Genomic DNA, 23,072 nt, shown 5'->3' with positions numbered 1-23,072 from the left:
CATTTAATTATCCAGGTTTGGTACTCCTGCTGCCCATAGCAAGTTGACCCTGGCTTTTTCGTACTCAGTTCTTAACTTTAACAGCTTTGAACGGGCCTGGATCAATGCATCCTGTTGAAAATTTATCCGGAACAGGTCACTTTCCCCGTTTTCGAGGTTGAAAAGCTCTGCCTGCAGCAATCTTTGATAGTTGTCTACCGCAATTCTTTGTTGCTGAATAATAGTTGAGGTATTAGTCAGCAAAGCATAAAAACCGTTTACCTCATTCAGTATTTCCTTCCTTCGGAAATTTAGATCATACTGGGTTTCCAGAATTTTGATATTGGTTTTTTGCAGCTTTGCCCTTTCTTTTCTCAGCAGCAGTGGGAAACTAAATGTCATTCCAAACTTGTAATTATCGTCAAGGATAATATCCGGAGACTCACCATTGCGATTAAGCGGTCTGTCGATCAGATTATAGTTTAAATCAAGTTGGGGTTTGAGATTTTCTTTATTGAGCCTGTTGTCAACCGCCAATTGTTCAATTTTGGTACTCAGTTTTACCAATTCAGGATGATTGTTCCGGGCAAGGTTAAGCAGCGTCTCCAAATCCTGTTGATTGGGAACAATCAGCAAGGAGTCTGCCAGTGCCGGTCCGGTATCAGGCGTTAACTCCAGTGGTTCTTCGTTATCTCCCCAAAGATGGTTTGACAAAATTAATCCACTTCTAAGAAAGTTGACAGTGGCTTCCTGCGCTTCGATGGTTCTGTTCTGCAGGGTTATTTGTGCCTGCACCGTATCAACAACTGCTGCTTCCCCAAATTCAAAATTCAATTTTACCCTGTCAAATATTTGTTGGGCAATGACGATACTACTTTGTAAAAGCAGGTAATTATAGTAGTCGAAATACCAGTTCCAATAATCTTTACTAGCCTCAAGTAATATTTTATTGACCATTTTAATTTGTTCTGCTTCAAGAATATCCTGAAACAGAATAGCTTGCTTCACCGTAGCCCTTCGGTTATCGATAATCAGCCCTTTACCTACCGGTAAGCTAACCCCAGTGGTTACCTGCCAGAAATCATTGCTTTCAGGTATAACATTTTCGGGATTAAGGTAAACACCTCTGTTCCGGTCTACGCTGACCTTCGGGTCTATTGGAAACCATATGGGTACTTTGAGGGTGGTATTCCACATATTGTAATACTCGGTGTCGTTAAACTCCTTAATGTCCCAGGCGGCTTCCAGCTTTGGATCAAAAGATCCTCTCGCCAACCTTATTTCCTGTCTTGCAGTTTCTTCCAGCAGAGCGGCCTGCTTGACGATGGGATGGTTGGCGAAAATGATCGTATACAAATCATTAATACTGAAAGTCTTCACCGTGTCAGGGAGTGCCAGCACCGTGTCTATAGAAAAAAACTCCAGTTCCTGGCTTTGTACAGGCCTGGAATAAAACAAAAGGGATAATGTCAATACCGGAATGACCAGCCTTTTTATCATTTTTTAGCCTCCTTTTCTTTCCCGGCCAAGGTTTCTTCCTGCGAAGGTTCTTCGTAAAGGCTAGGGGGAAATCCGTTCAATTGTCGCCAGATTTCATACCAGATTGGCACATTTTCCAACATCACCCATCCTTTGGTTCCTGAACCTATTCTAAGCTGGGCCGGCCATTCTTCATCATTGGGGTCAGGTGTTACCAGGATCCTGAATTCACCTCCTGTGCTGTTCACATAGTCGATCACCTGCACAATTCCACCAAAAGTTCCTACTGAGACACTGGGCCATCCTGAAAACTGCAAAGCGGGCCAGCCATCAAACAGGATTCTTACCTTCCGGCCTTTGGAAAGCAGCGGTACATCCATGGCCTTAACGTACATTTCAACTGCTATATCAGGCGTAGATGGCATGATCGTGGCTACTGCCTCACCTTCCTTGATGGTTTCGCCCAATCCGGCCTTCATGGTCCTCACCAGAAAGCCGCTTTGAGGAGCGATTAGCTGGTATTGTTGATTTCTTATCTCCATATTGGCATATTCGTTTCTCATTTTGGCAAGGCTTCCCTGCCCATCATACAACTCGGCCAATGTTGCGTTCAGATCGGATCTGGCTTTACTGATTTTGTCGGCATATTCGGCATTTACACCAGTAATTTGTACACGGGCATTAATTAGCTCAGCTTTAGCCTCAAGAAACTTGTTTTCAGCGGAAATCCGCTTCATTTTGCTTTCCTGAAATTTTGATTCAATGTCCTGAAATTTAGTGAGGGCGATGTTACCAGCATCATACAGATTCTTGTTTCGTTCATATTGATTGTGAAAGTTTTTAAATCTGATCTTCTCCGCCTCATAGTCTACACTATCGCTGGTAAGCTTGAGCCGCGCCTGCAAAAATTTGTTTTCGGCTTGCTCAACTTTCACCTCAAGGGCTTCGTTAAGGGCCCTGATCTGATCCTGTAGGGCTTCCACTTTTTCGCCTTTTGAGTCGATACTTGATTGTTTTGCATTTATTTGCTCCTTAAGACGCAGCAACAATTCCGGATCAAAAAATTTATCTTTCACTTCGGCCAGCGTCAAAATAGTATCCCCCTGCCGCACGAATTGCCCTTCACGTATTTTCCAGTTAGCAATTCTACCTGCTATAGCTGATTCTACCGTTTGAGGCCGGTCCTGTGGTGTAAAAGCCGTGACAAGCCCTGTGCCTCTGATGTTTTGTTGCCAGGGTAAGAAGAGAAAAAGAAAGAAAAGAAACCCTACAATCAGCAACAACCTGGCCAGAATTCTGCCTGCACCCGGAGTTTTCAGCGTTTTCAGCACATAGTATTTCTCCTGGTCAGTATCTTTTTTTATATTCGGTCGGGATATATTCAGCATGTTTTTAAAGTTTCTATTCAGATATAAAGTTCGTTATTGCATTGTTCTTTAGCAATTCTTCATACGGGCCGTGTGCCTTTATGTTTCCGCCTTCCATAACCACTACCGTATCACAGGCTGCCATAATGATGGGGTCATTGGAAATGGCCAAAAGTGTCCAGTTATGTTCTTTTTTGGTCAAAAGGCTGATGAGTTCCAGTTTATCTGGCTTCTGAAAAGGCACAAAATAATCATTCAAAATAAGTAATCTTGGCTTTTTTGCCAGACATCTGGCCAGAATAAGCCTGTTAATGAATGAACTGGAGAATCCCTTTCCACCACTGACAATGTGGGTGTTCAGTCCTTCAGGCATTTGATTAATAACTTCATCGAGCCCTACCATCCTGATAGATTCTATAGCCCGTTCAGCTTCCGCATGAGGCTTTCCTACCAGGATGTTTTCCAGTATGGTGCCGTCAAATATGTCCTCCTGTGATACATTTTTCCCTATCAAGTCCCTTAAATTGTTCAAATCAAGATCCCGCAATGAGATATTGTTAATTGTCACAATTCCCTCATATCCATAATGAAGTCCCGACAGCGTATTGGTCAGCGTGGTTTTTCCGGATTCACTGCTCCCAGCGATACAGACCTTTTCACCGGGCCGTATTTTAAGATTTACACCGTTTAACGCATACTTTCCAGTGTTAGGATATTTGTATTTCAGGTTATGAACATCAATAGAAAATCCTTTGCCATTCAAATTTCTGGACATGTCAATACCACCACTTTTCTCCAACGGAAGGTCAGTAACATGGGCAATTTTGTCTACTGCTGTCAACAGGTCATAAATCACTTCCATGTACAGGATGATTTTTTCCACAGAGCCCAGAATAAGAATAATAATCACTTCCGAGGCTACAAATTGTCCGAGTGTAATTTCACGCTGTATCACCAGAATAGTACCAATAATCAACAAACCTCCGGTAATGACAGCCTTGAAAAGAATAATGTACATATACTGGCTGATCAGTACTTTGAAGTGGGCTTTTCTATTTTTCAGATAACTGTTTACATTGTACTCGGTCTTTTTGATCGGTAAGGTAGTGTTTCCGGATAATTTAAAAGAATTAATGGTCCTGGCCAGCTCCTCTAGCCAGTAAACTACCTTATACTTAAATTTCGATTCCTTGATTGACGTCCTCAATCCTTTTGGACCTGTAAGGTAAAAAATAAGGGCTAGTGTGCCCACCAGCACCAGGCCGAAAAAGACGAAAAAAGGATGGTAGAAAGATAAGAGGACGAGACCGAAAAAGATCTGCATAGCACCTGCTGTCAGGTCTATCAATAGTTTTGGAAGTCCTTTTTGGAGTGTCAATACATCGAAAAACCGGTTCATTAACTCAGGCGCATATTGGTTGAGAATGGATTCAACCTTTATCCTTGGCACTCTGAAAGCAAATTCCAGGGCGGCCTTGGTGAAAATTCGTCGCTGGAGGTATTCCACAATGGTAATCTGCATCACCTGCAAACCTCCCGCCGCGAGCACACCAATAATGACCAAAGCTATTAATATATAAACCGAACTAACTACAACACCCCCCGAAACCAGTTCAATCGTCGCCTGTATGCCCAATGGCAGAGTAAGCCCTATGAGGCCAATAAAAATGGCGTAGATGAAAATATTGATAATATCCTTTTTTTCTTCAGAAAGCAACCTGATCAGCCTTCTCATAGGTGTAAAGGGCTTTCCTTTCTCTTCCTCCTCGGGGTCGTCACTTACGAGGCTTTTGTATGAAAAAACGCCTAGAAAAATAACGTCGTTATCAGCATTGATAAGAAATGTTTGACAGCACTCCGGTGTGAAGTCAATGACTGGTTCATTTTCAATCAGTTTTTGGAGTTTAACCTTTCTTTTATCCTTAAAAAGAATAGCGGGAACCAGGTCGTTACCTTCCATTGAAAAAACTACTACTGGTATTTCTACATTTTGTATAAAAGCGGGAAACTCAGCCAGTGATAATGAGTTTTCCAGGAAAATAACACGAACAAGGTTGCCGGCTTCGATCAGGTCCCTCTTGAATTCAACCACCTCATCCAAAGCATACTCTCTCTGGGATACCTGTTTGGCTCCAAGCATGGTTTCATTGTACTCCTGCCCAAGGAGATGTGTTACCTCCCTAATAATTTTGATAATATTATTACTGTTCATTTTAAAGTTTTACTATACATCCACAACGGATTTTTTCCGGAGGATAAAAGGCTATTTACTACTGACAAAATTTGATATTATCATGTTTGGAAATTCGTAGTTTACATTACAAACTTTTCTTGCCTTATTCTCGACAGAATTCTCTCCAGAGGCTAAATGGTGTGGATAAAAGACTGGCGGTCTGACCATTTCACAAAGGAGATACCCGGACTTTGAAAGTGTATCAATGGAATTAAATTTAAGCATATCGGTTAAACAAAAATCAAAATCAATTTGTTTGTTATGAAAGCAAAACATTATTTGATAATAGTAATACTATCATCTACGATAATACTACCATCTTGTTGCCTTTTTTCACTATTTTGTAAAATAGCTGCCTAAATTTAATATCATCATGACAGTTATTATTGCAAACGGACTCAAAAGGACTTTGTTATTGAACATGGAAAGTACATAATATCGACTTTCTATAGAATTTTCAAAATAGCTTTTGTCCGAATGGTTTCCCTGTACCGGAAATTTATTAAAAATATTTCTTACTATTGCTCGATATAGGTATCTTCCAGTAGTTAGATGACTTACAGGTTTCCAGTTCATGATTCGATCATTTACAGAAAAAACACTGAATAAACTTTTGACCGAAGTCAATGAATGCAAGCTTGATAAAAGACCTTTAGATCATGCATTTTTTAAAAAAATAGGGAAATATATTTCAAATTATGAGGTATCGCCCCCCCTTGATGAAAATGTTGAAGACTACCTGGAGTCATTGCTGGAGTGGCCACGTAGAAACCTGTTTACCTATGGAACCCTCATGCCAGGAGAAGCTAATCATAAAATATTGGATCCATGGATAGGGGTTTGGCAAAAAGGATATTCAAAAGGAAATCTTTATAGTATGGGCCGGGGAATGGACTATGGACTTCCTGCTATGAAATGGGAGCCCCAAGGGCAGGATATTCCGGGATATTTGTTTATTTCAAAACAACTCGACTGGCAGGTGCCGGACAATTTTGAAGGAGCCCAGTACCAGAGAATATGGGTGTTGGTAATGGTGGATGACAAAGTACTGTCAGTGGCTAATGCCTACCAGGGATTGATGAAATAGCCCGTTTCTTTTTAGTTTAAAAGGACTCATTGTTGCTGTACTATTTATTCTGATCCTGATCCTGGAGTTCGGTTCATTCAAGAGTTCTTTGATTGTACTTTCGGTAATTCCGCTAGGATTGATTGGTGCTTTGGCGGCCCTCTATATAACCGGTAACCCGCTATCGTTTACGGCTGCTATCGGTTTTATTGCCCTTATTGGCATTGAGATTAAAAACTCGATTTTGCTGGTAGACTTTACAAACCAACTACTTGCAAATGGCGCAGAATTGGCAGAAGCCTTAGTTTAATATTCTGCTGAGCTTGTTTACCATTGCATCACAGCCTGAGTATTTCCAGGGCCAGCCCTGTTGAAGTATTAAAATATGAATAATTAAAATGGATGTCTTATATTTACGCACAAGTTCTTTACTTGATTTCTTAATCAAAATCGATTAAGGTGACCGGTGGAAGCCGGAATTAAAAGGGAATTGTGTGAAAATCACGAGCTGACGCGCAACTGTAATCCTGATCCCGATATTATACCATTGGGATAGTATGCTTTTGTCCACAAGGCCATTTTCTTTTGTGATGTTATCATGGAAGATGAGAAGGCGGGCAACTAGTCAGGAAAGCCAGGAAACCTGCCATCATCGACCTAACTTGTATAGGATTTGACAATTCTTTCGCGATTTGAAGTTTTGATCAAAGAAGACATAATGTTCTGCTTTTCAAATGGGTACAATACAGGCGCCTGACCATTTGCCCTGCATACCTAAAACTTCTTAAAGAATTGTGAAATTGAGCCAAAGGGCTTTTAACTAATTTTTTAATTATTTAAAAGCTTTAAAAATGAAAACACACAATCTTGGCTATCCGAGAATTGGTAGCCGGCGAGAGCTCAAAAAAGCCTGCGAACAATTCTGGGCTGAAAAAATTTCCCTCGATGAACTATTGGAAGCTGGAAAACAAATTCGATTAAAAAACTGGCAGATACAAAGAGATGCCGGCATCGACATCATACCATCGAATGATTTTTCATTTTATGATCAGGTGCTGGATATGTCTTTGATAGTCGGGGCAATACCGGACCGGTATCGTGATCTTTCTGCAAATGGTGATGACAAAGAACTGTACTTCGCCATGGCACGGGGATTTCAACAAGATGGATTGGATATCACTGCGATGGAAATGACCAAATGGTTTGATACCAACTACCATTATATTGTACCGGAATTCAAAAGAGATCAGCACTTCCGACTTTTGTCCACAAAAGCTTTTGATGAGTTTAATGAGGCAAAAGCGCTTGGCATAATTACCAAACCTGTTTTGATAGGCCCGGTTTCCTATTTGTTATTGGGGAAAGAAAAAGAGGAAGGGTTTCACCGGATTGAATTGATCGCTAAACTTCTTCCCGTTTATCTGGAAATCCTGGAAAAACTAAATGATCTGGGCGCAACCTATGTGCAGTTTGATGAGCCTTATCTTGCGATGGATTTGGATGAAAAGGAGAAGCAGGCACTAAAGTATGTTTACGGCGAATTCAACCGGTACTTTCCCCATCTGAACATCATCCTTGCGAGCTATTTCGATGGGCTCAGGGATAATCTCGCGTTGAGTCTTTCCCTGCCTGTACAAGTGCTTCATGTAGATCTGGTGAGGGCTGCTTCGCAATTGGATGATATATTGGACTCAGACCGGTTATCTCCTGACATGACTTTGTCGCTGGGGTTGGTCGATGGAAGAAACATTTGGAAAAATGATTTTGAAAGCGCTATTGAATATGTTCACAAAGCTATCCGGAAAAGGGGAGAAGCATTGGTCATGATTGCTCCTTCATGCTCTTTACTCCACTGCCCCTGTGATTTGGAGCTGGAAACGGATGAAAGTACGGTGATGACAGCAATCAAACCTTGGTTGGCTTTTGCCAAACAAAAACTGCATGAGGTGGTGACTATCAAATCTCTGGCTGCTACTGGCCGGGATTACATTAAGGACCCTGTTTTTATCCGGAATTCAGCCACTATGCAAGAGCGACAGGGATCAACACTCATTCATAATGAGGATGTCAAAAAGCGAAGTCTGGAAGTAGCCATGACAGATGTAAGGAGGCAATCACCATATATCAGGAGAAAAGAACTGCAAAGAAAAACCCTGAGTTTGCCCCAATTCCCAACCACTACCATTGGTTCATTTCCTCAAACCACTGAGGTGCGTCGCCGGAGGTCGAAGTATAAAAAAGGAGAAACCACCCAACAGTCGTATGTCGATTACATGAAAAAAGAAATTGAAACCACCATACGCTGGCAGGAGGAAATTGACCTTGATGTGCTTGTACATGGCGAATTCGAACGCAATGACATGGCTGAGTATTTTGGAGAAAAAATGAATGGGTTTGCTTTTACAAGGTATGGTTGGGTGCAAAGTTACGGATCGAGATGTGTCAAGCCACCCATTATCTATGGCGATGTACAAAGGCCCCGGTCTATGACTGTCGAATGGTCATCATATGCCCAATCTTTAACTGATAAAACTGTCAAAGGAATGCTAACCGGTCCGGTTACTCTCCTGCAATGGTCATTTGTCCGGAACGATCAGCCACGGTCAGAAACCTGTAATCAGATTGCTCTGGCCATTTGCGATGAAGTGCTGGATCTGGAAAGGGCCGGTATTAAAGTAATTCAGGTAGATGAGCCTGCTATCCGGGAAGGTTTGCCATTAAGAAAGTCAGATTGGAACAGCTATTTGAAATGGGCCGTAAAAGCCTTCAGGATCGCCACCAGCGCTGTGAAGGATGAAACCCAGATACATACACACATGTGCTATTCTGAGTTTAACGATATTATTCATAACATTGCCGATATGGATGCTGACGTAATCACCATTGAGTGCTCCCGTTCGCAAATGGAACTTCTGGATGCCTTTGCGGACTTTCATTACCCCAATGAAATCGGGCCGGGGGTTTATGACATACACTCCCCAAGAGTGCCCACACAAGTGGAAATGGTATCCCTTCTGGAAAAAGCGAGGATGGTGATCCCTGCGGATCAACTGTGGGTAAATCCGGACTGCGGTTTAAAAACCCGTCACTGGGACGAAACCAAAAAGGCGCTTATAGCCATGGTGTCAGCAGCCAAACAAATGAGGCAGGAAATCAGTGAGTCGGTGATATGATTGGCATTAATGATAACGGGTCATTTGGCAGATATCGTGTTGGTGGTTTGCTAACCAAATTTTTTCAGCTTTTGGCCATTGGTCCGGCCTCTGTCTGAATCCTGCTAATTATGTGCATGTTCTAAGCTAATAGCTACTCACAACTTTTGCGGCGGAATTGGGTACGTAGATAAAAACTGCCGGGTTGTGAGTAGCCAAAGGCCATCTTTGGATGAATTTATAGCTTAAAACCAAGCATAACGATGGCGCCGGATTAATCCCTAACCCTGTTGCAGTGCTGACTGTATTTAAAGAATTACAAAGTAATTCGTTTTTATGTTATCAGGAAAAATGATAGATGGATATAAAACAAAGAATCAAACAATCAGAAACACGAATATTCAAGGCTGTATTTCCCAACACAACCAATCATTATGATACACTTTTTGGAGGTACTGCGTTGAGTTTAATGGATGAAGTAGCCTTCATTACAGCGACCCGCTTCAGCCGTCAAAGAATAGTTACTGTGAGTAGTGACAAAATAGATTTTACCAAATCCATCCCGACAGGTACTATCATCGAGCTTGTGGGGTATGTAACAGGTGTTGGGACCACCAGCTTAAAAGTCCGGGTTGATATTTTTATTGAACAAATGTACTCTGAGCATAGAGAAAAGGCGATTAGTGGACAATTTACGCTGGTAGCAATAGATCAAAACAAAAAACCAACCAATATTTTAAATTAAAATAAAGATAAGGTAATCCTTGTTGGCAACTATTCAGTTGAATTGGGTTTGCGAGATTGATTTTTTGATCATCCGGACCTGCGAAATTTAATGAATAGTTGTTACAGGTTTAATGTATGCAATAAAGCCACGTGTGCTCAAGTTATGTCACCCTATTTCGCAAAAGATTATGACTTGTTAGAGAGAGGAATAGGCTTATTAGTATAAACACAAGCCAAAAGAGCAACTTAATAGTATTACTTTCGTATTTTATAGTAAAACTACTAAATCATAATACGTATGGTAAGGTTAATCAACAACATCACTCACAAGCTGAAAAAGAATGACCATCTCATCAGGTCACAACCCTCAGTCGCTTCAAATAGATCATCCCTTAAGTTAAGTATTTCAACAGGTAGGTTACATGAAACCGCAACTCCGGTAAGGTGGGTTTTCATGACTCCTGTAAGCTCTAATAGTGGCGCTATATTATTGCGTGAGGATTACGGTACGGTTTAATCAGGACCAGAGAATTGAGATTTACTAATTCCTTTAAAAGCACTGTCCTCCAAATCAAAAAACATTACCTTATACTTATCAGGCGCCAACAAAAAAGAACAATCCAAATGAATAAATCTATGAACATGAAAAACTTAAAACTGCATGATCTCACCATGGTGTTGCCCTTCTTGTTAATTGCATGTCAACAACCGGTCAACGAATCACAACAAGTCGGGGAAGATTTGAGGGTAGTAGAAAGAGTCATGTCTCCGGAAGAGCGCAGTGAATTGACGCCAGCCAGCGTGGTACAACGGTTGCGCGAAGGAAATGAACGTTTCAGAAACGATGACCTCACAAAAAGGGATCATTCCAAACAATTACGTGAGGCGGTCATGGGCCAGTTCCCAAAAGCAATCGTCCTTACCTGCATCGATTCCCGCATACCTGTTGAAGATGTTTTCGATACGGGAATAGGTGACATTTTTGTGGCGAGGGTAGGCGGCAATGTGGTGAATGAGGATATTTTAGGTAGTCTGGAATTTGCCTGCCGGGTATCTGGTGCCAAGTTAGTACTGGTTTTAGGGCACGAGCATTGTGGAACGGTCGTCTCGGCCATTGACCGAGTGGAGCTGGGCAATATGGCTACTATGGTATCCAAAATACAGCCGGCCATTGAAGGAGTCGAATACCAGGGAAAAAGATCTTCCATAAACCCTGAATTTGTAGCGTTAGTGGTGAAAAACAATGTGGAAAATACTGTAGAAGATATCAGAGAGAAAAGCGCTGTTCTTAAGAACATGGAAGAGACCGGAGAAATACAAATCATGGGAGCATATTATGACATGGATGAAGGAAAAGTATTCTTTTCGAACTAACAAGATGTTGGTTCGCCATGCCCCGGAATATGCCCGAAGTGGAAAAGTAAAAATACGGCGACCCTGGTATGAAAACCTATATTTTATCTCTTGGCATAATTTTGAACGGCTTTCATTCTGACTCGGATTGCTCGAATTGGCATAAGGGCAATATCCACCTGGCAGACGAAACCGTTGTCAATGGTGAAATCAGGTATTGTCTTGATCATGATATCGTAATGTTGAAAAATGAAGCGCAAACACTCACCCTAAGTCCTGTGAAAGTGGAGTACTTTGTGATTTTTGATAATAGCCTGAATGAAACCCGGAGTTTTTACACACTTCCTTATAAAGGATTGAACGGGTACATCCGCAAGAAATTTTTTGAACTGCTTTACCATGGAAAAATTTCTTTGCTTAACAGGGAAGAAAAAATGATGATTGCAAACCACCAGAATTTTAACAATCTTTCGGACCCCACCGAATGGGTTTTAGTTGACAAGTACTATGTGTTGGATGAACATGGGGAGGTGACCTATTTTTCCGGGAACACCAAAGATTTGCTTAACCACATGCAGCGTCATGCGAATGCCATATTGACTTTTATCGACGATCATCAGTTGGATACTTCCCGTAGGGAAGACCTGATTGCTGTACTTCAGTACTACAATACCCTTCATAATCATTAGGATAAGTATAAAATGCTAAAGTGTTCTACCGGTCTGCTTTTGAGGCAGACACTGTCAAAGACTTGTGTAATTTTAATTGCTTTGTGTCTTAAATAGCGCAAGCGTCCTGTGGCTTTTGCACAACGTTTTGGACAAAATGCTATGTGTCTCTTTGCGTCTTGGTGTCTTTGTAGTTCACCATTTTTCACCACGGAGGCACTGAGACACAAAGGTTTTCGCCTGTAAAATAAAAATACAAGCACATGCTTAAGTTGTGCAACAGCCACAGAAACTGGAGCCAGTTGTCTGCCCAATTAAAGCATACTTATGATTTCTCCTGGTTTCATACATCAACCTTAAACCTTTAATTTGCTTAAAGTATCAAGTCAAATAAGGATGAAATTTTATTTAAAATTCAAAAAAAATCATATCAATTGACTCTCCCTTTTGAATTTGCTAACTTTGCCGCGCCAATTAGTTGAAAGGGCTCAAAGAATTTGTCTTTTTGACATTAGAAATACCTTGGGTATTCTGCTGGCCCCGTAGTTCAATGGATAGAATAGAAGTTTCCTAAACTTTAGATACAGGTTCGATTCCTGTCGGGGCTACTGAAGGGGGTAAATTGGCTGAAAAGTCTTTTATCCCCTTTTTACTTTTATTATAACTCATTGATAGAGAACGGCTAATATCGAATACTGTATTCACTCTATTGGTTCGATAATGGTCATTTTTAAGGTCATATTCAATTCCTTCCGGGAAGACCATCTTTTGAAGTTTCTGCTTCACAGAGTAATTCCCTAACTCCCATATTTCCAATGAATTAGTTATAATATCGACGGCATGATCAATCCCTGTTTCAAGGTTCGATAAATCAAACTGTGAACTTTCGAGTTGACTGGCAATTTCGTCTTTTTCCTTACGGTATTTCGGCATGTATTTCTCAAACAATTCTTCGCTGATTTCTTCTAAAACAAATCGTTCTTCGATACGCTCGATTTTCTTTTCGATCTCCATCAATTGCTTTTCCATCTGTCCTTTTACCTCCGCTTTATCTTTCGTGTAGTATTCAAGATAATTTTGCAAAGTACATTTGAGTGGTTCGGCTAGGATCGGGTTCAGCGTATACTCGTTCAAAAGGTCTTGAAAGGACTCATGCATCTTTTTAGCACTCCGATTACAAGCGCATCCACGTTTGTTACACTTATAGTAATAAAGCCCTTTCTTTCTAACCAGGTATCCCGTCCAAGCTGTGCCGCAGACAGCACATCTGACAAAGTTCTTCAATGGTATATTGACAATGTGATCTTCTTGCCGGTTTTGTTTGTAGCCTTGTGGATTTCTTTTAAGGATTTCATTGGCTTTGAGGAAGGTCTCCTTACTGACCAAAGGAGGTTGATTTCCCGGAACGATCTTACCGTTTAGCGCTGAATGAGAAAGTAATCCGCAATAGAATGGGTTGCGTAGTATTCGTGAAAGGTGCTGTGAATATAGTGTCAGGCCCAAGGCTTTTAATTTCCTTAATATTTCAGCACTTGTATCTCCTTGTGCTTTCCAGTGAAAAGCCTTCTTCAATAACCTTCCTTGCTTGTTGATTACGTACTGTTGCTTTTTCTTGAAACCTACTTGATCATAACCGAAAGGGACAGTTCCCATCCAGTATCCCTTTTGGAGATGCTCACGTATGCCAACTTCACAACGCTCCTTCCTAACATCATTCTCATACTTGCTCATGAGCAGTCGCATGTTTTGGTTAAAACTGCCCGATGGGGAGAAGGAGTCGCCCGGCTCCGTGACCGAATGAATGGCATGACCACCCTGTCTAAGTTCCTCTGCCAGTGATATACCCCCGGCTCCTGACCGGGAAAAGCGGTCTACTTTAAATACAAGTATGTTGGATATTTTCCTTCGCTTTACGAACAGCAGCATTCTTTTGAGTTCCTGCCGCTCATCGGTTTTGGCACTTTCATGTGTACCTCCAAAATATTCGACTACCAACAGCTTTTTACGTTCAGCGTATTCTTCGCAATATCGCTTTTGTGATTCCAAGCTTGTATTGTCCTCCTGATCCTTTGACGAAACGCGTGTATATATGACACAAAGGTTGTTTTGAATTTTACGTTTGGTAGTGCTCTTTTTACCAAAATTCGCTTCAAATATTTCTAAATTATCAGTGTTCTTCATCTTCTCTCTTGTTAAGTTTAAAATGTTCGATGAGTATATCCGCCAATTGTTCCAAGCTCTCGATGACTTCTATGGCTTCCTCATCCGATAAGTTTTTCAACCCCTTAAATGATCTGAGTTGTTCAATAGTAATTCGTTTTGGCTCATCCGGTATATTTTCTTCCAACTTTCAATAGAACTGTGAGTAACAGCCCCTTTTGAAAGGTGGCTAACTCCCTGCTCAATCTCTCTATAGCGTAGAGTATATTCATGATAGTTTCATTTTAATGGTATTCTTGATAGTGGTGACCATCCCTTGGTGGCTCTTGATCACAATTTCTTGGTAGTCACTCTCTGATAAAATATCTACAAGCCTTCGTTTTACAGGTTGTGCTTTCACCATATCAAGAGACTTTATGCTGCTGTCCTTGAAATGGATCGTAATGCTTTCATATTCGCCGGAGTGTATTATCTCCAATAGCTTGGTTTCTGTAGAGGTGAGTAGGTGTAGCTCAGGCAAGATGTATGCAGACTTATCACCGACTAGGAAGTCTTTAATAATCTCTGTTATCGAAACCCTCACATGAGTATGATACGCTATGCGCTGGCGATCCTCATTGCTGTAAATTCCGGGCCTGTTTTCATACCAAGGGAACCAATCGCCATCGGCAAATACGATCAATGAGACGGGTGTCCTGTCGAAGATGGTTTCACAGATTAGAAACTGTAACATCGGGACACTAGTGGGGCCTTTTGAAAACCCGGACGTCAGGCGATCTTTTAATTGATCTTTTTGCCCACCGTCCGGTAGTTCATTCAATAATGCTTTGTTCTTTTGAAATACTCGGTAAATATCTTCGGTTTCTACCGGTAGAAAGACGTCGGCCTTCACTTTTTGCAAAATCGGTATCGATATGCCGATGCTCCGGAATTGCTCTAACATTTTCAGCCATACAAACTCCACAAAGCTGAATTTGCGCCATTTACTTTCCTCTGTCCTGCGGGAAACCAATAAATCCTGCTTGTCCCAATGATTGATCGTTTTATAGGTGACACCTGTGTCTTTGACATCAAAAAGACCGTCCTGATTGATGTGTCGTGATAATTCAATTGACTTTAACAGGTTGAGGGTACCGAAATATTTGTCCAAATAGATAGGCATACGATTTTAATTTATACCTCAAGGTACAAATTATATGCCAATAATAGAAGTTAAGATCAAAAAATGATCCAAACACATTGGTTCTCAATTCATACATGACTTTTCCCTAAATCATACACTACTTGGTAAATTGTTGGTTGTTGAACTTAAATATTTGTCTTTTTCTGGTTAAGGATGTCTTTGAGTTGATATAAGAAAAATACCAAATCATCATACTGATCACAGGGCAAGTATTCCCGGTCTATGCAGAGTGTGACAAACTTTGTCCATTCCTCGACGCTTTCGGACAGGTCTTCTATGCCATAAAACCTGTAAACCAAATTTTTCAGGTTCTTGGTTATCTTACTTGTACGATCTTTAGAAGGGGCTGCCTCGTACCACCCCTCTTCGACTTCTTTAAAATTTCCGAAGGAAAGCAATTGATTTGCCTCGTCCGGTTCAAGCTTTGCAAAAAAGAAATTCCTCTTGAATTTTAAAAGAAGATTATGCCCACCTACGATGGGTTCTTTGGATAGTGCAATAATTTTTGCTTTCATAATTTTTCAAAAAAAAGCGTGGCACTTAATTTTATCCGTCCTGAAGGTACTGGTATACCTTAGTGCTACAAATAAGTTAAGCCCACGCTATGACGATAGCCTGATCCATTTTCCCGCTTAGCACTTATAAATTACCAGTTTTCAGGACGGGGAGAAAATAGTTAGAATCTTATAGCTTCAATATTTTGTTATTCCTTTTCCCTATGCTGTGTTTTTTGTTTCTGTATTGTTAACAAACCCGGTTACTTCATATTTTCAACTTAATATGGTGGGCTGCCCTCCTAGAACCTATCATGGTGACCTCCCTAGATACCCATTCAGGCTAGGGTAAGGCAGCCCATATTTTTAAAGTGGCAGCTTGCCAAGCTGGCACAGGTACAAACTGATCAAAGAATAATAGTAAAGGGAGCAGCCTGCCTGCCTTTTGGCAGACAGGTAAACGGTAACTTAAACCTAACGCATGAAAAACGCCACTCCCTTTATATGCGCCACTTATTTCGAGTTTTTGTCTTTACCATTCAATTCCCTCTAGGCAAAACGGTAATGCCTGTAAATTCAAAATTCCCATCACCGGGCATACATCTGCCATCCACGATAGAGCAAGCGAGGTAAGTATAATCCCCTTTAATAACCGGGTGTTCACTAAGTATCCGTACCTTTTGCCTGAAAGCTGCTTTCTTATCCATATAGCGGTAAGTAGCATCCAGTATATCATCGTACTTTTCCTTGGCATTCAGAGGGGTTAACTTCCCTACCAGTCGATAGCTCTTGTGAGGTTCGAAGTTGATCTCAGTAGGCGGTGGCCCTACGTCCTTGACAAAATCATTCGAATAGATGTACCACGTTTTATCAAGTTCTACATGAAAAACCAAGTCTACAGAGTCACCCACGTTTATTTTCCCGGCAGAAAATGTATAGCTCCATTTTGCCGCTGGAAAGGTTTGAGCAAAAACGTCCATAGATACTAACAAGCCGATACAGCTTATTATATATTTTAATTTCACGATCATAACCGGCCATCTTTGATTATTACCATTTCTTTCTCGACTTCTTCAAAGGATAATTCCAAGCCATGCTCCTTCAATGCTTTGACCACCGCCTGCGGATCGCTTAAATTCACATCCATACTTAGATCGATGTTTCCAGTTATACCTGTCTCATCTACTACTACCCGTATATCCGGGCTGATAAGGTAATAGGCTAAAGAGGATACCAGCTTTGACATAGGCTGATTCCTGACCGTGATATAGAAATTGTTCACTTCTATAACCGGTTCTTTCCCGGAAGAAGATAGTTTCACTTTTTTTGCCTGCCTGAGTACTGCACCATTCACTTTTCTAGTTTCACGTGCTACGACAAATCCAAATGCCCTTTTTAAATCCTCCTGCATACCTCTTAAAAATTCTTCCCTAGTGCCGTTGTTATCTTTCGGTATAATCAATTCGTAGCAGTAGAGGTTAGAACTGTCTCTTTGGGATAAAGGGGGATTAAATTGCAAGGGATCAGCCATTTCCTCCATTACATCCGGTGATACCGTCTGAAAAGCGTGAGCATAAAGGGATGCAAGGGGTACATTGATCAATCGTATCCCGTAGAACTTATCCGTTTTTTTAGGAACATATACCTCCGATCTCAATCCTTTTACAAACGGTGTTATTACCGAATGATACAGGAACTCCCGGTGCATATCTTTCCTGTCATTTACCAGCACCGGCCTATCAAAGTCCTGAAAGATTATCTCACCTTTGGCCCTGTTCTGTTGATCGTCTGCATCGAGTCCCTTCCCGGATAACACACGTTCAAGGTTTTCTTTCGTCAAGGCTTTGTTTCCCCGTGTAAACGCCACAATCTCACCATCCCATATCCATGCATATTGGATATCGAGACTACCGGTTTTACCAGAAAAATGTTTGGCCAGCATTGTATCTTCCACCACTGTAGGTAATACATAGTCATTTTGTTTTCTTAACCGGCCAAAGAACTTTTCTATTTTCTCTTTTTTCTCGTAAGTGACCGGCATGAACTGAACCCTGCCATTAAACTTACGTTGTAAACTATCCAGTTTTGGAAAAGCCCGCACACAGGGCAGACACCATGTAGCCCAAAAATCCAAGATCAGCAATTGGTTATTATAGTCGGATATCCTAGCTGATGTCTTGGGATAATTGACAATAGGAGAAAGCAATAGATCGGGAACCTTATCACCTACGTCCGGTAATTCAGAACCAGTATTTTTGGGTTGCACTTGATCCGCTTGTGCCTGAGTACATAGGCATGGTAGCCATAGGGCAAAGCATACCATTATGATTTGATTAAGTTTCATTGTTGTAACTTTTTGTGTCGTTTAGATAGTGTGGCTTAGTATCCCAAATTTTGAGTCAGGTTCGGGTTATCACCAATTTCAGCCAAGGGAACAGGATATAGCTCATCGGTCGGTTGCCAACCGGGTTTAATGGGCCTGAGTATGTCACCGGCGCGGCCTGTACGTTTTAAATCCAGCCAACGGTGTCCCCATTCAGTGATTAGTTCCATCCTTCTTTCGTGTTCAATGGCCAGTAACAGGGAAGCCTGATCCGAAGCCGGGGTATTCCCCAGATTTGCCCGGTGACGAATGACATTCAAATCTTCCCGGCCACCCGTAACATCGTTTTGCCGGGTACGGGCTTCGGCCCGAATAAGGTATAGCTCGGCCAAACGTATGATCATCAGGTATTCGGTAATGGGAGTTCCGTCATTCCCACCGTCTGCTATTTTGTATTTAAATGGATAATACCAAGTATCGGAACCATCTGTAAAACTGCCTATCCAATCAGTGCGGCGACGGTCTCCTGTCTCAAAGGCCCCTATGACCCTTTCGTTTAGCGCGATAAAATTCGGCGGGGCTTCTAATATAAAAGCCCCGCCATCCCGGGTATTGAGGCCAATCTCCCTTGTCGAACTCAATTGCCAAATGGCTTCGGGGCTGTTGGCGAGAAATACCGTATTCAAATCTTCCACCAAACGATATGCAGGGTTGTTAATTACGATGGATGCCGCTGTTTCTGCGCTCACCCAATCTTTCATGTATAAATATGCCCTAGCCAAAAGTGCGGTAGCTGCCCACCTGTTGGGCCTTGACCTGTCACCACCGGAAAAACGGTAATCACTGGCAAGCAATGTTTCTGCTACTTTCAAATCCTCTATCACCTGTCCGTATATATCGGCTTGGGGAGTTCTTAAAGCGAATGCATTTATTCTAAAATCAGTGGTAGTAACTAACGGTACGTCGCCCCATAGATTGGTTAAGTAAAAATGACAAAAGGCACGAGTTAACCTTGCCTCCCCTTCAAGCTGAATTTTTATGCTATCTGTAACGCCTGTATTCCTTGCGAGGCCGTCTAAAATGGCATTGGCCGAATAAATATAAGTATACATCGATGACCAAAAACTGGCGACCTCACTGTTATCCGGCAGCAACGTATTATCATAAAACTGTTCCCTTGCCCCGGTTTGAAAGACGGTCAATTCATCGGCAGCTAACCCATTGGCTATGGTCATTTTGCTGGTCATCGTAGCCTCATTGAACATTTCGCTGTAAATTCCCAAGAGTGCCGATGTGGCCGTCGTATTGTGTGTAAACACGTTATCGGTGGTCGTTTCCGTAGGCGGGGGATCGAGTGCTACAAAATCTTCGCAGGAAAAGAGAAAGGTTGTTATGATCGCACCTAAAATCCCGGTGAATAACTGCCTGTATCGATTGATATATTGTTGATCTTTTTTCATAGGTAATTTTAATTTATAGTGTTGCATGGATACCAATGGTGAAAATGCGCAAAGGAGGCAGCCTAGAAAAACTACGTGATTCCGGGTCGAGCCCTAAGTAATCTGTTATCGTCAATAAATTCTGTCCCTGCAGGTAAACTCTCCCTTGTTGGAGTTTCAGCTTTTCACGCCAGTTAGCCGGAAGCTGCCATGATAGGGACAGGTTTTGTAACCGTACGAAAGATGCATCGGTGATCCTGTTATCCCCAAAGGCACGTCCAATGGCATAATTAAGCCCGGCTTCTTCGAAAGCTTGTGTAAACCGGGGAATTTCCGAAATGTCACCCGGCTGTTGCCAACGGTTCATGACAATGGCGGGTTGGTTGCCATACGTACCCGGGGTGGAAAAGTCATTGATATAGTTCAAACCGTTTTGTTTGACAAAGTGAAGCTGGAAGTCTAATTGAAATCCTTTGTAGGTCAGACTATTACTAAGCCCTCCAAAATATTCTGCCCCTATTTCTTTGCGTGCTACGTTGTCGTTGGGAAAATCCAGTAGCGTACCGTCATCACTGGCATCTACATAAGTGAAAACTCCGGTTTGTGGGTTTACTCCGCTAAATTCAAGCCCTTTGACTACAAATAATGATCTGCCGACTTCAAAAAGACGGTCGAAGGGCGTGTTTTCAATACCGGGAAATTCACGGAGTTCATTATTCAGGAACGTCACATTGAACCCCGTACTCCACTTAAAGTTGCGAGATTTTATATTGGTGGTATTCAGTTCCAGTTCCCAACCTGTATTCCCTACAATGGCCGGGAAATTGTCTTGCAGGGAGGAAAAGCCTGTAACATCCGACACCGGGAAGCCCACCAGTTGATCGGAGGTACGGTGCTTGTAATAGCTGACCTCCAGCAAAATCCTATCCTCCAATATGCCCAATTCAATCGCTCCTTCTATTTTTCGGATAGTTTCCCAACTGAAAACGGGATTTGCAATACGTGTCGGAACCAACCCTTTTATACCTAAATAATTCCCCGAACTGCTATAAGAATAGGAATCTAAATATTCAAAATCACTGGTGTTGTCATTACCCGTAATGCCGAAACTACCCCTGATTTTTCCAAAGCTAAGGAACGGTAAACGGCTTTTGATGAAAGGTTCATTGGAGAATATCCATGCTGCACCGATGGCCCCGAAGTTGCCAAATCGCCGGTCAGGCCCGAAACGACTGGAACCGTCCCTGCGGCCTGTTAAGTTAAGTATGTACTTGTCTTTCCAATTGTAATTGATCCGGGCGAATATTGCGTTATACCTGTAGGGATCGTTACGGAAGCTATTGAGAATTACCTCTGAAGCCGCCGCCGGATTTTGCAGCGAGTTTTCATCCCGGAAGCCCCGTGCGATGAGTACTTCTCTTTTTGTGGTGGTTTGCTGGAAGGTACTTCCGATCAGGGCCGTCAGGTATCCCCCGGCGATCTGTTCGGTATACTCCAGTTGTGGTTCTACGATCCAAGTATTGACGTTTCCATCTATAAAATCGGAACTACCACCGATAACACCATAAACAGGATCGTAGGTACTGGCAGGGGACGTTTTCAATTCGTCGAACTGAAAATCCGAATACCCGAAACTGCCTTTCAGTTGCAGGGTAGGTAGCAGGTTATATTCCAGACCTAGGTTACTGATAAAATTCTTGGTGGTAATCTTATACTTTCTTGCCAGTTGAGCTAACGTGTTATCCCCTTTATTCGGATCATCCCATGTGAAGTTTCCGTTTTCGTCTAACAATGCAGGTGCATTGGGCGCTTTTGTCATGGCTACGAACGTTGGGTCTAACTTGGGTAAATCGTTTTGATCTACTGTATAATTGGACGATAAGGTGAGCGAAAACCTTTGATTTTTAGCAGTATGATTCAGGTTGAAATTACCGGAACCCTTTCGGTAGGCGAAATCCCCCGGTAAGACAGTAGTTTGACGCTGGTAACCGACACCGAATAAATAGGTAGTGTAAAAATCACCTCCCGACACCAATACTTGTGCATCGGTAAATCTTGCCGTACCACCGATCAATTCTTCCTGCCAATCGGTATTCCTGTCACCACTAAATTCCATGTCATAGTCCGAAGACCCCGGGGTAACGTCATCGTTTTTAAAAGCCTCGTTCCGCATTTCGAGGTATTGTTCTGTGGTAAGCAAATCCATTTTGCCGGTAATTTCTCCCACACCCGAATTGATATTGATGTCAACCGATGTCTTTCCCGATTTTCCCTTTTTCGTAGTGATCAATACAACACCGTTTGCACCTCGTGAGCCGTAAATAGCGGTGGCATCGGCATCTTTCAAGATTTCGATACTTTCGATATTGTTTGGATTCAAACTATTTAATGGACTGCCAAAAGCGGTTAGGAAACCTGAAAGTGAGCCTAAAGGTGAGGAAGGATAAGGTATTCCATCCACAATATACAAGGGTGAATTACCGGGATTTGCACTCGCAAATCGCGTTCGAACGCTGTTTAGTCCCCTGATTTGGACATCAAAACCACCACCGGGGATACCCGTAAGCTGCTGAATATTGACACCGGCCATCCTTCCCTGTAATGCCTGTAATGGATTGATTACTGCCTGTTGCCCGATCTCTTTGGCACTAACTTTGGCAATGTTACCGGTGTATGCTCTTTCATCGGTTTGCCAATAGCCTGTGCTTACTGTTATCTCCGCCAGACTCGTAACATCCTCCTGCAATACTGCATCGATCACCGATCGTCCGGCGATCTCGATTTCCTTGGTTCCATAGCCTATATAGGAAATTACCAGTACTGTTGTTTTATCGGGAACCCTGATGCGGTACTTTCCTTCTACATCGGTTACAGTGCCTATGGAGGTATTTTTGGTCATTACATTGGCCCCGACCAATGGTTCCCCATTTTCATCCATTACCTTTCCTTCGATCCATTTATCTTTTAGGTGGGCTTTTTCCGGTTCTTTTTGTGTTGCGGATACCGGGGCAGCTTTCACCACAATGTTGTTATCCACTTGCCTGAAGGAAGCCCCTGTTTGTCTGGCTATATCCTTCAATATATTGCCCACGCTAATATGGTCGGCCTCCAAGGTAGTGGTATGACTCCGTGAAAATGCAAGAGCTTTGTCAGCATAGACGAAGTTAAGCCGGGTTTTCCCTTCTATGGTTTCAAGGGCCTTTTCGATAGAAACCTGCTGTACATCGATGGAAATAATTACTTCATTGACACTTTGCGCATGGGCCTCATTGACGATCAAAAGGCCAGCGCAAAGGCATGGAATACAAGCGGCTGCAAGAAAATGGACCGTCATGACGAGGGTTATACATCGAGCTATTTTTTTCATATTTTTACAAGGGTTTTTAATAAAATTTCGGTTTTGTTAAAAATTGACAAAGGAGGACCTTCCTGTGATAGAATGCGGCAAAC

Annotated in this window: 16 protein-coding genes, 1 tRNA gene, 1 pseudogene and 1 riboswitch; of the genes and pseudogenes, 8 read left to right on the top strand and 10 right to left on the bottom strand. The window is 42.1% G+C overall.

Annotated elements, in window-relative coordinates:
• Positions 1–3: 3 nt before the first annotated feature.
• Genes AC04NP_RS26095 through AC04NP_RS26085 form a run of 3 tightly spaced genes read right to left on the bottom strand, consistent with a single transcriptional unit; the run spans position 4 to position 5,037 of the window.
• Positions 4–1,479 (bottom strand): TolC family protein, encoded by a 1,476-nt coding sequence (locus AC04NP_RS26095; protein WP_482863010.1) that lies wholly within the window; start codon positions 1,477–1,479, stop codon positions 4–6.
• Complete coding sequence (locus AC04NP_RS26090; RefSeq protein ID WP_482863008.1) at positions 1,476–2,846, bottom strand: HlyD family secretion protein; 1,371 nt, start codon at positions 2,844–2,846, stop codon at positions 1,476–1,478. The genes AC04NP_RS26095 and AC04NP_RS26090 overlap by 4 nt, the downstream gene beginning before the upstream one ends.
• 13 nt (positions 2,847–2,859) lie before the next feature.
• Positions 2,860–5,037 (bottom strand): peptidase domain-containing ABC transporter, encoded by a 2,178-nt coding sequence (locus AC04NP_RS26085; RefSeq protein WP_482863007.1) that lies wholly within the window; start codon positions 5,035–5,037, stop codon positions 2,860–2,862.
• Positions 5,038–5,632: 595 nt separating this feature from the next.
• Here AC04NP_RS26085 and AC04NP_RS26080 point away from each other — a divergent pair.
• The 8 genes and pseudogenes from AC04NP_RS26080 to AC04NP_RS26045 all read left to right on the top strand — a co-directional run bounded on the left by AC04NP_RS26080 (position 5,633) and on the right by AC04NP_RS26045 (position 12,631).
• The gene (locus tag AC04NP_RS26080) at positions 5,633–6,145 is read left to right on the top strand and encodes a gamma-glutamylcyclotransferase (protein ID WP_482863006.1); all 513 of its coding nucleotides are present in this window, start codon (positions 5,633–5,635) and stop codon (positions 6,143–6,145) included.
• A 25-nt stretch (positions 6,146–6,170) separates the two neighbouring features.
• Positions 6,171–6,428: pseudogene (locus AC04NP_RS26075) on the top strand (efflux RND transporter permease subunit); the annotation flags it as partial.
• Positions 6,429–6,564: 136 nt separating this feature from the next.
• A riboswitch (cobalamin riboswitch) is annotated at positions 6,565–6,789 on the top strand.
• A gap of 186 nt (positions 6,790–6,975) precedes the next feature.
• The gene (gene metE, locus AC04NP_RS26070) at positions 6,976–9,297 is read left to right on the top strand and encodes a 5-methyltetrahydropteroyltriglutamate--homocysteine S-methyltransferase (RefSeq protein ID WP_482863005.1); all 2,322 of its coding nucleotides are present in this window, start codon (positions 6,976–6,978) and stop codon (positions 9,295–9,297) included.
• A gap of 337 nt (positions 9,298–9,634) precedes the next feature.
• The gene (locus tag AC04NP_RS26065) at positions 9,635–10,021 is read left to right on the top strand and encodes an acyl-CoA thioesterase (RefSeq protein WP_482863003.1); all 387 of its coding nucleotides are present in this window, start codon (positions 9,635–9,637) and stop codon (positions 10,019–10,021) included.
• 279 nt (positions 10,022–10,300) lie between these two features.
• Complete coding sequence (locus AC04NP_RS26060; RefSeq protein ID WP_482863001.1) at positions 10,301–10,519, top strand: hypothetical protein; 219 nt, start codon at positions 10,301–10,303, stop codon at positions 10,517–10,519.
• Between the two features lie 125 nt (positions 10,520–10,644).
• Positions 10,645–11,376 (top strand): carbonic anhydrase family protein, encoded by a 732-nt coding sequence (locus AC04NP_RS26055; RefSeq protein ID WP_482863000.1) that lies wholly within the window; start codon positions 10,645–10,647, stop codon positions 11,374–11,376.
• A gap of 68 nt (positions 11,377–11,444) precedes the next feature.
• Entirely contained in the window at positions 11,445–12,044 is a 600-nt protein-coding gene (locus AC04NP_RS26050; protein WP_482862999.1) for a hypothetical protein, read from the top strand.
• 515 nt (positions 12,045–12,559) lie between these two features.
• Positions 12,560–12,631, top strand: a tRNA-Arg gene (locus AC04NP_RS26045).
• On the opposite strand, the gene AC04NP_RS26040 is transcribed toward AC04NP_RS26045, so the two are convergent.
• The 7 genes from AC04NP_RS26040 to AC04NP_RS26010 form a co-directional block, all read right to left on the bottom strand.
• Positions 12,594–14,204, bottom strand: coding sequence for a recombinase family protein (locus tag AC04NP_RS26040; RefSeq protein ID WP_482863029.1), 1,611 nt, complete (start codon positions 14,202–14,204; stop codon positions 12,594–12,596). The genes AC04NP_RS26045 and AC04NP_RS26040 overlap by 38 nt on opposite strands.
• Positions 14,205–14,451: 247 nt before the next feature.
• On the bottom strand, positions 14,452–15,345 hold the full coding sequence (locus AC04NP_RS26035) for a MerR family transcriptional regulator (RefSeq protein ID WP_482862997.1): 894 nt from the start codon (positions 15,343–15,345) through the stop codon (positions 14,452–14,454).
• 146 nt (positions 15,346–15,491) lie between these two features.
• Positions 15,492–15,881, bottom strand: a complete 390-nt coding sequence (locus AC04NP_RS26030; RefSeq protein ID WP_482862996.1) for a hypothetical protein — start codon at positions 15,879–15,881, stop codon at positions 15,492–15,494.
• Positions 15,882–16,399: 518 nt separating this feature from the next.
• The gene (locus AC04NP_RS26025) at positions 16,400–16,891 is read right to left on the bottom strand and encodes a protein-disulfide reductase DsbD domain-containing protein (protein WP_482862994.1); all 492 of its coding nucleotides are present in this window, start codon (positions 16,889–16,891) and stop codon (positions 16,400–16,402) included.
• The gene (locus tag AC04NP_RS26020) at positions 16,888–18,126 is read right to left on the bottom strand and encodes a thioredoxin domain-containing protein (protein ID WP_482862993.1); all 1,239 of its coding nucleotides are present in this window, start codon (positions 18,124–18,126) and stop codon (positions 16,888–16,890) included. Before AC04NP_RS26020 ends, AC04NP_RS26025 begins: the two co-directional genes overlap by 4 nt.
• A gap of 113 nt (positions 18,127–18,239) precedes the next feature.
• Positions 18,240–19,643, bottom strand: a complete 1,404-nt coding sequence (locus tag AC04NP_RS26015) for a RagB/SusD family nutrient uptake outer membrane protein (RefSeq protein WP_482862992.1) — start codon at positions 19,641–19,643, stop codon at positions 18,240–18,242.
• Between the two features lie 13 nt (positions 19,644–19,656).
• Positions 19,657–22,989, bottom strand: a complete 3,333-nt coding sequence (locus AC04NP_RS26010) for a SusC/RagA family TonB-linked outer membrane protein (protein ID WP_482862991.1) — start codon at positions 22,987–22,989, stop codon at positions 19,657–19,659.
• Positions 22,990–23,072 lie beyond the last annotated feature (83 nt).

Source organism: Agaribacillus sp. DX54 (genome assembly GCF_056858335.1).
The sequence above is the reverse complement of the archived record's forward strand: the minus strand, read 5'-3'. Positions and strand labels throughout refer to the sequence as shown.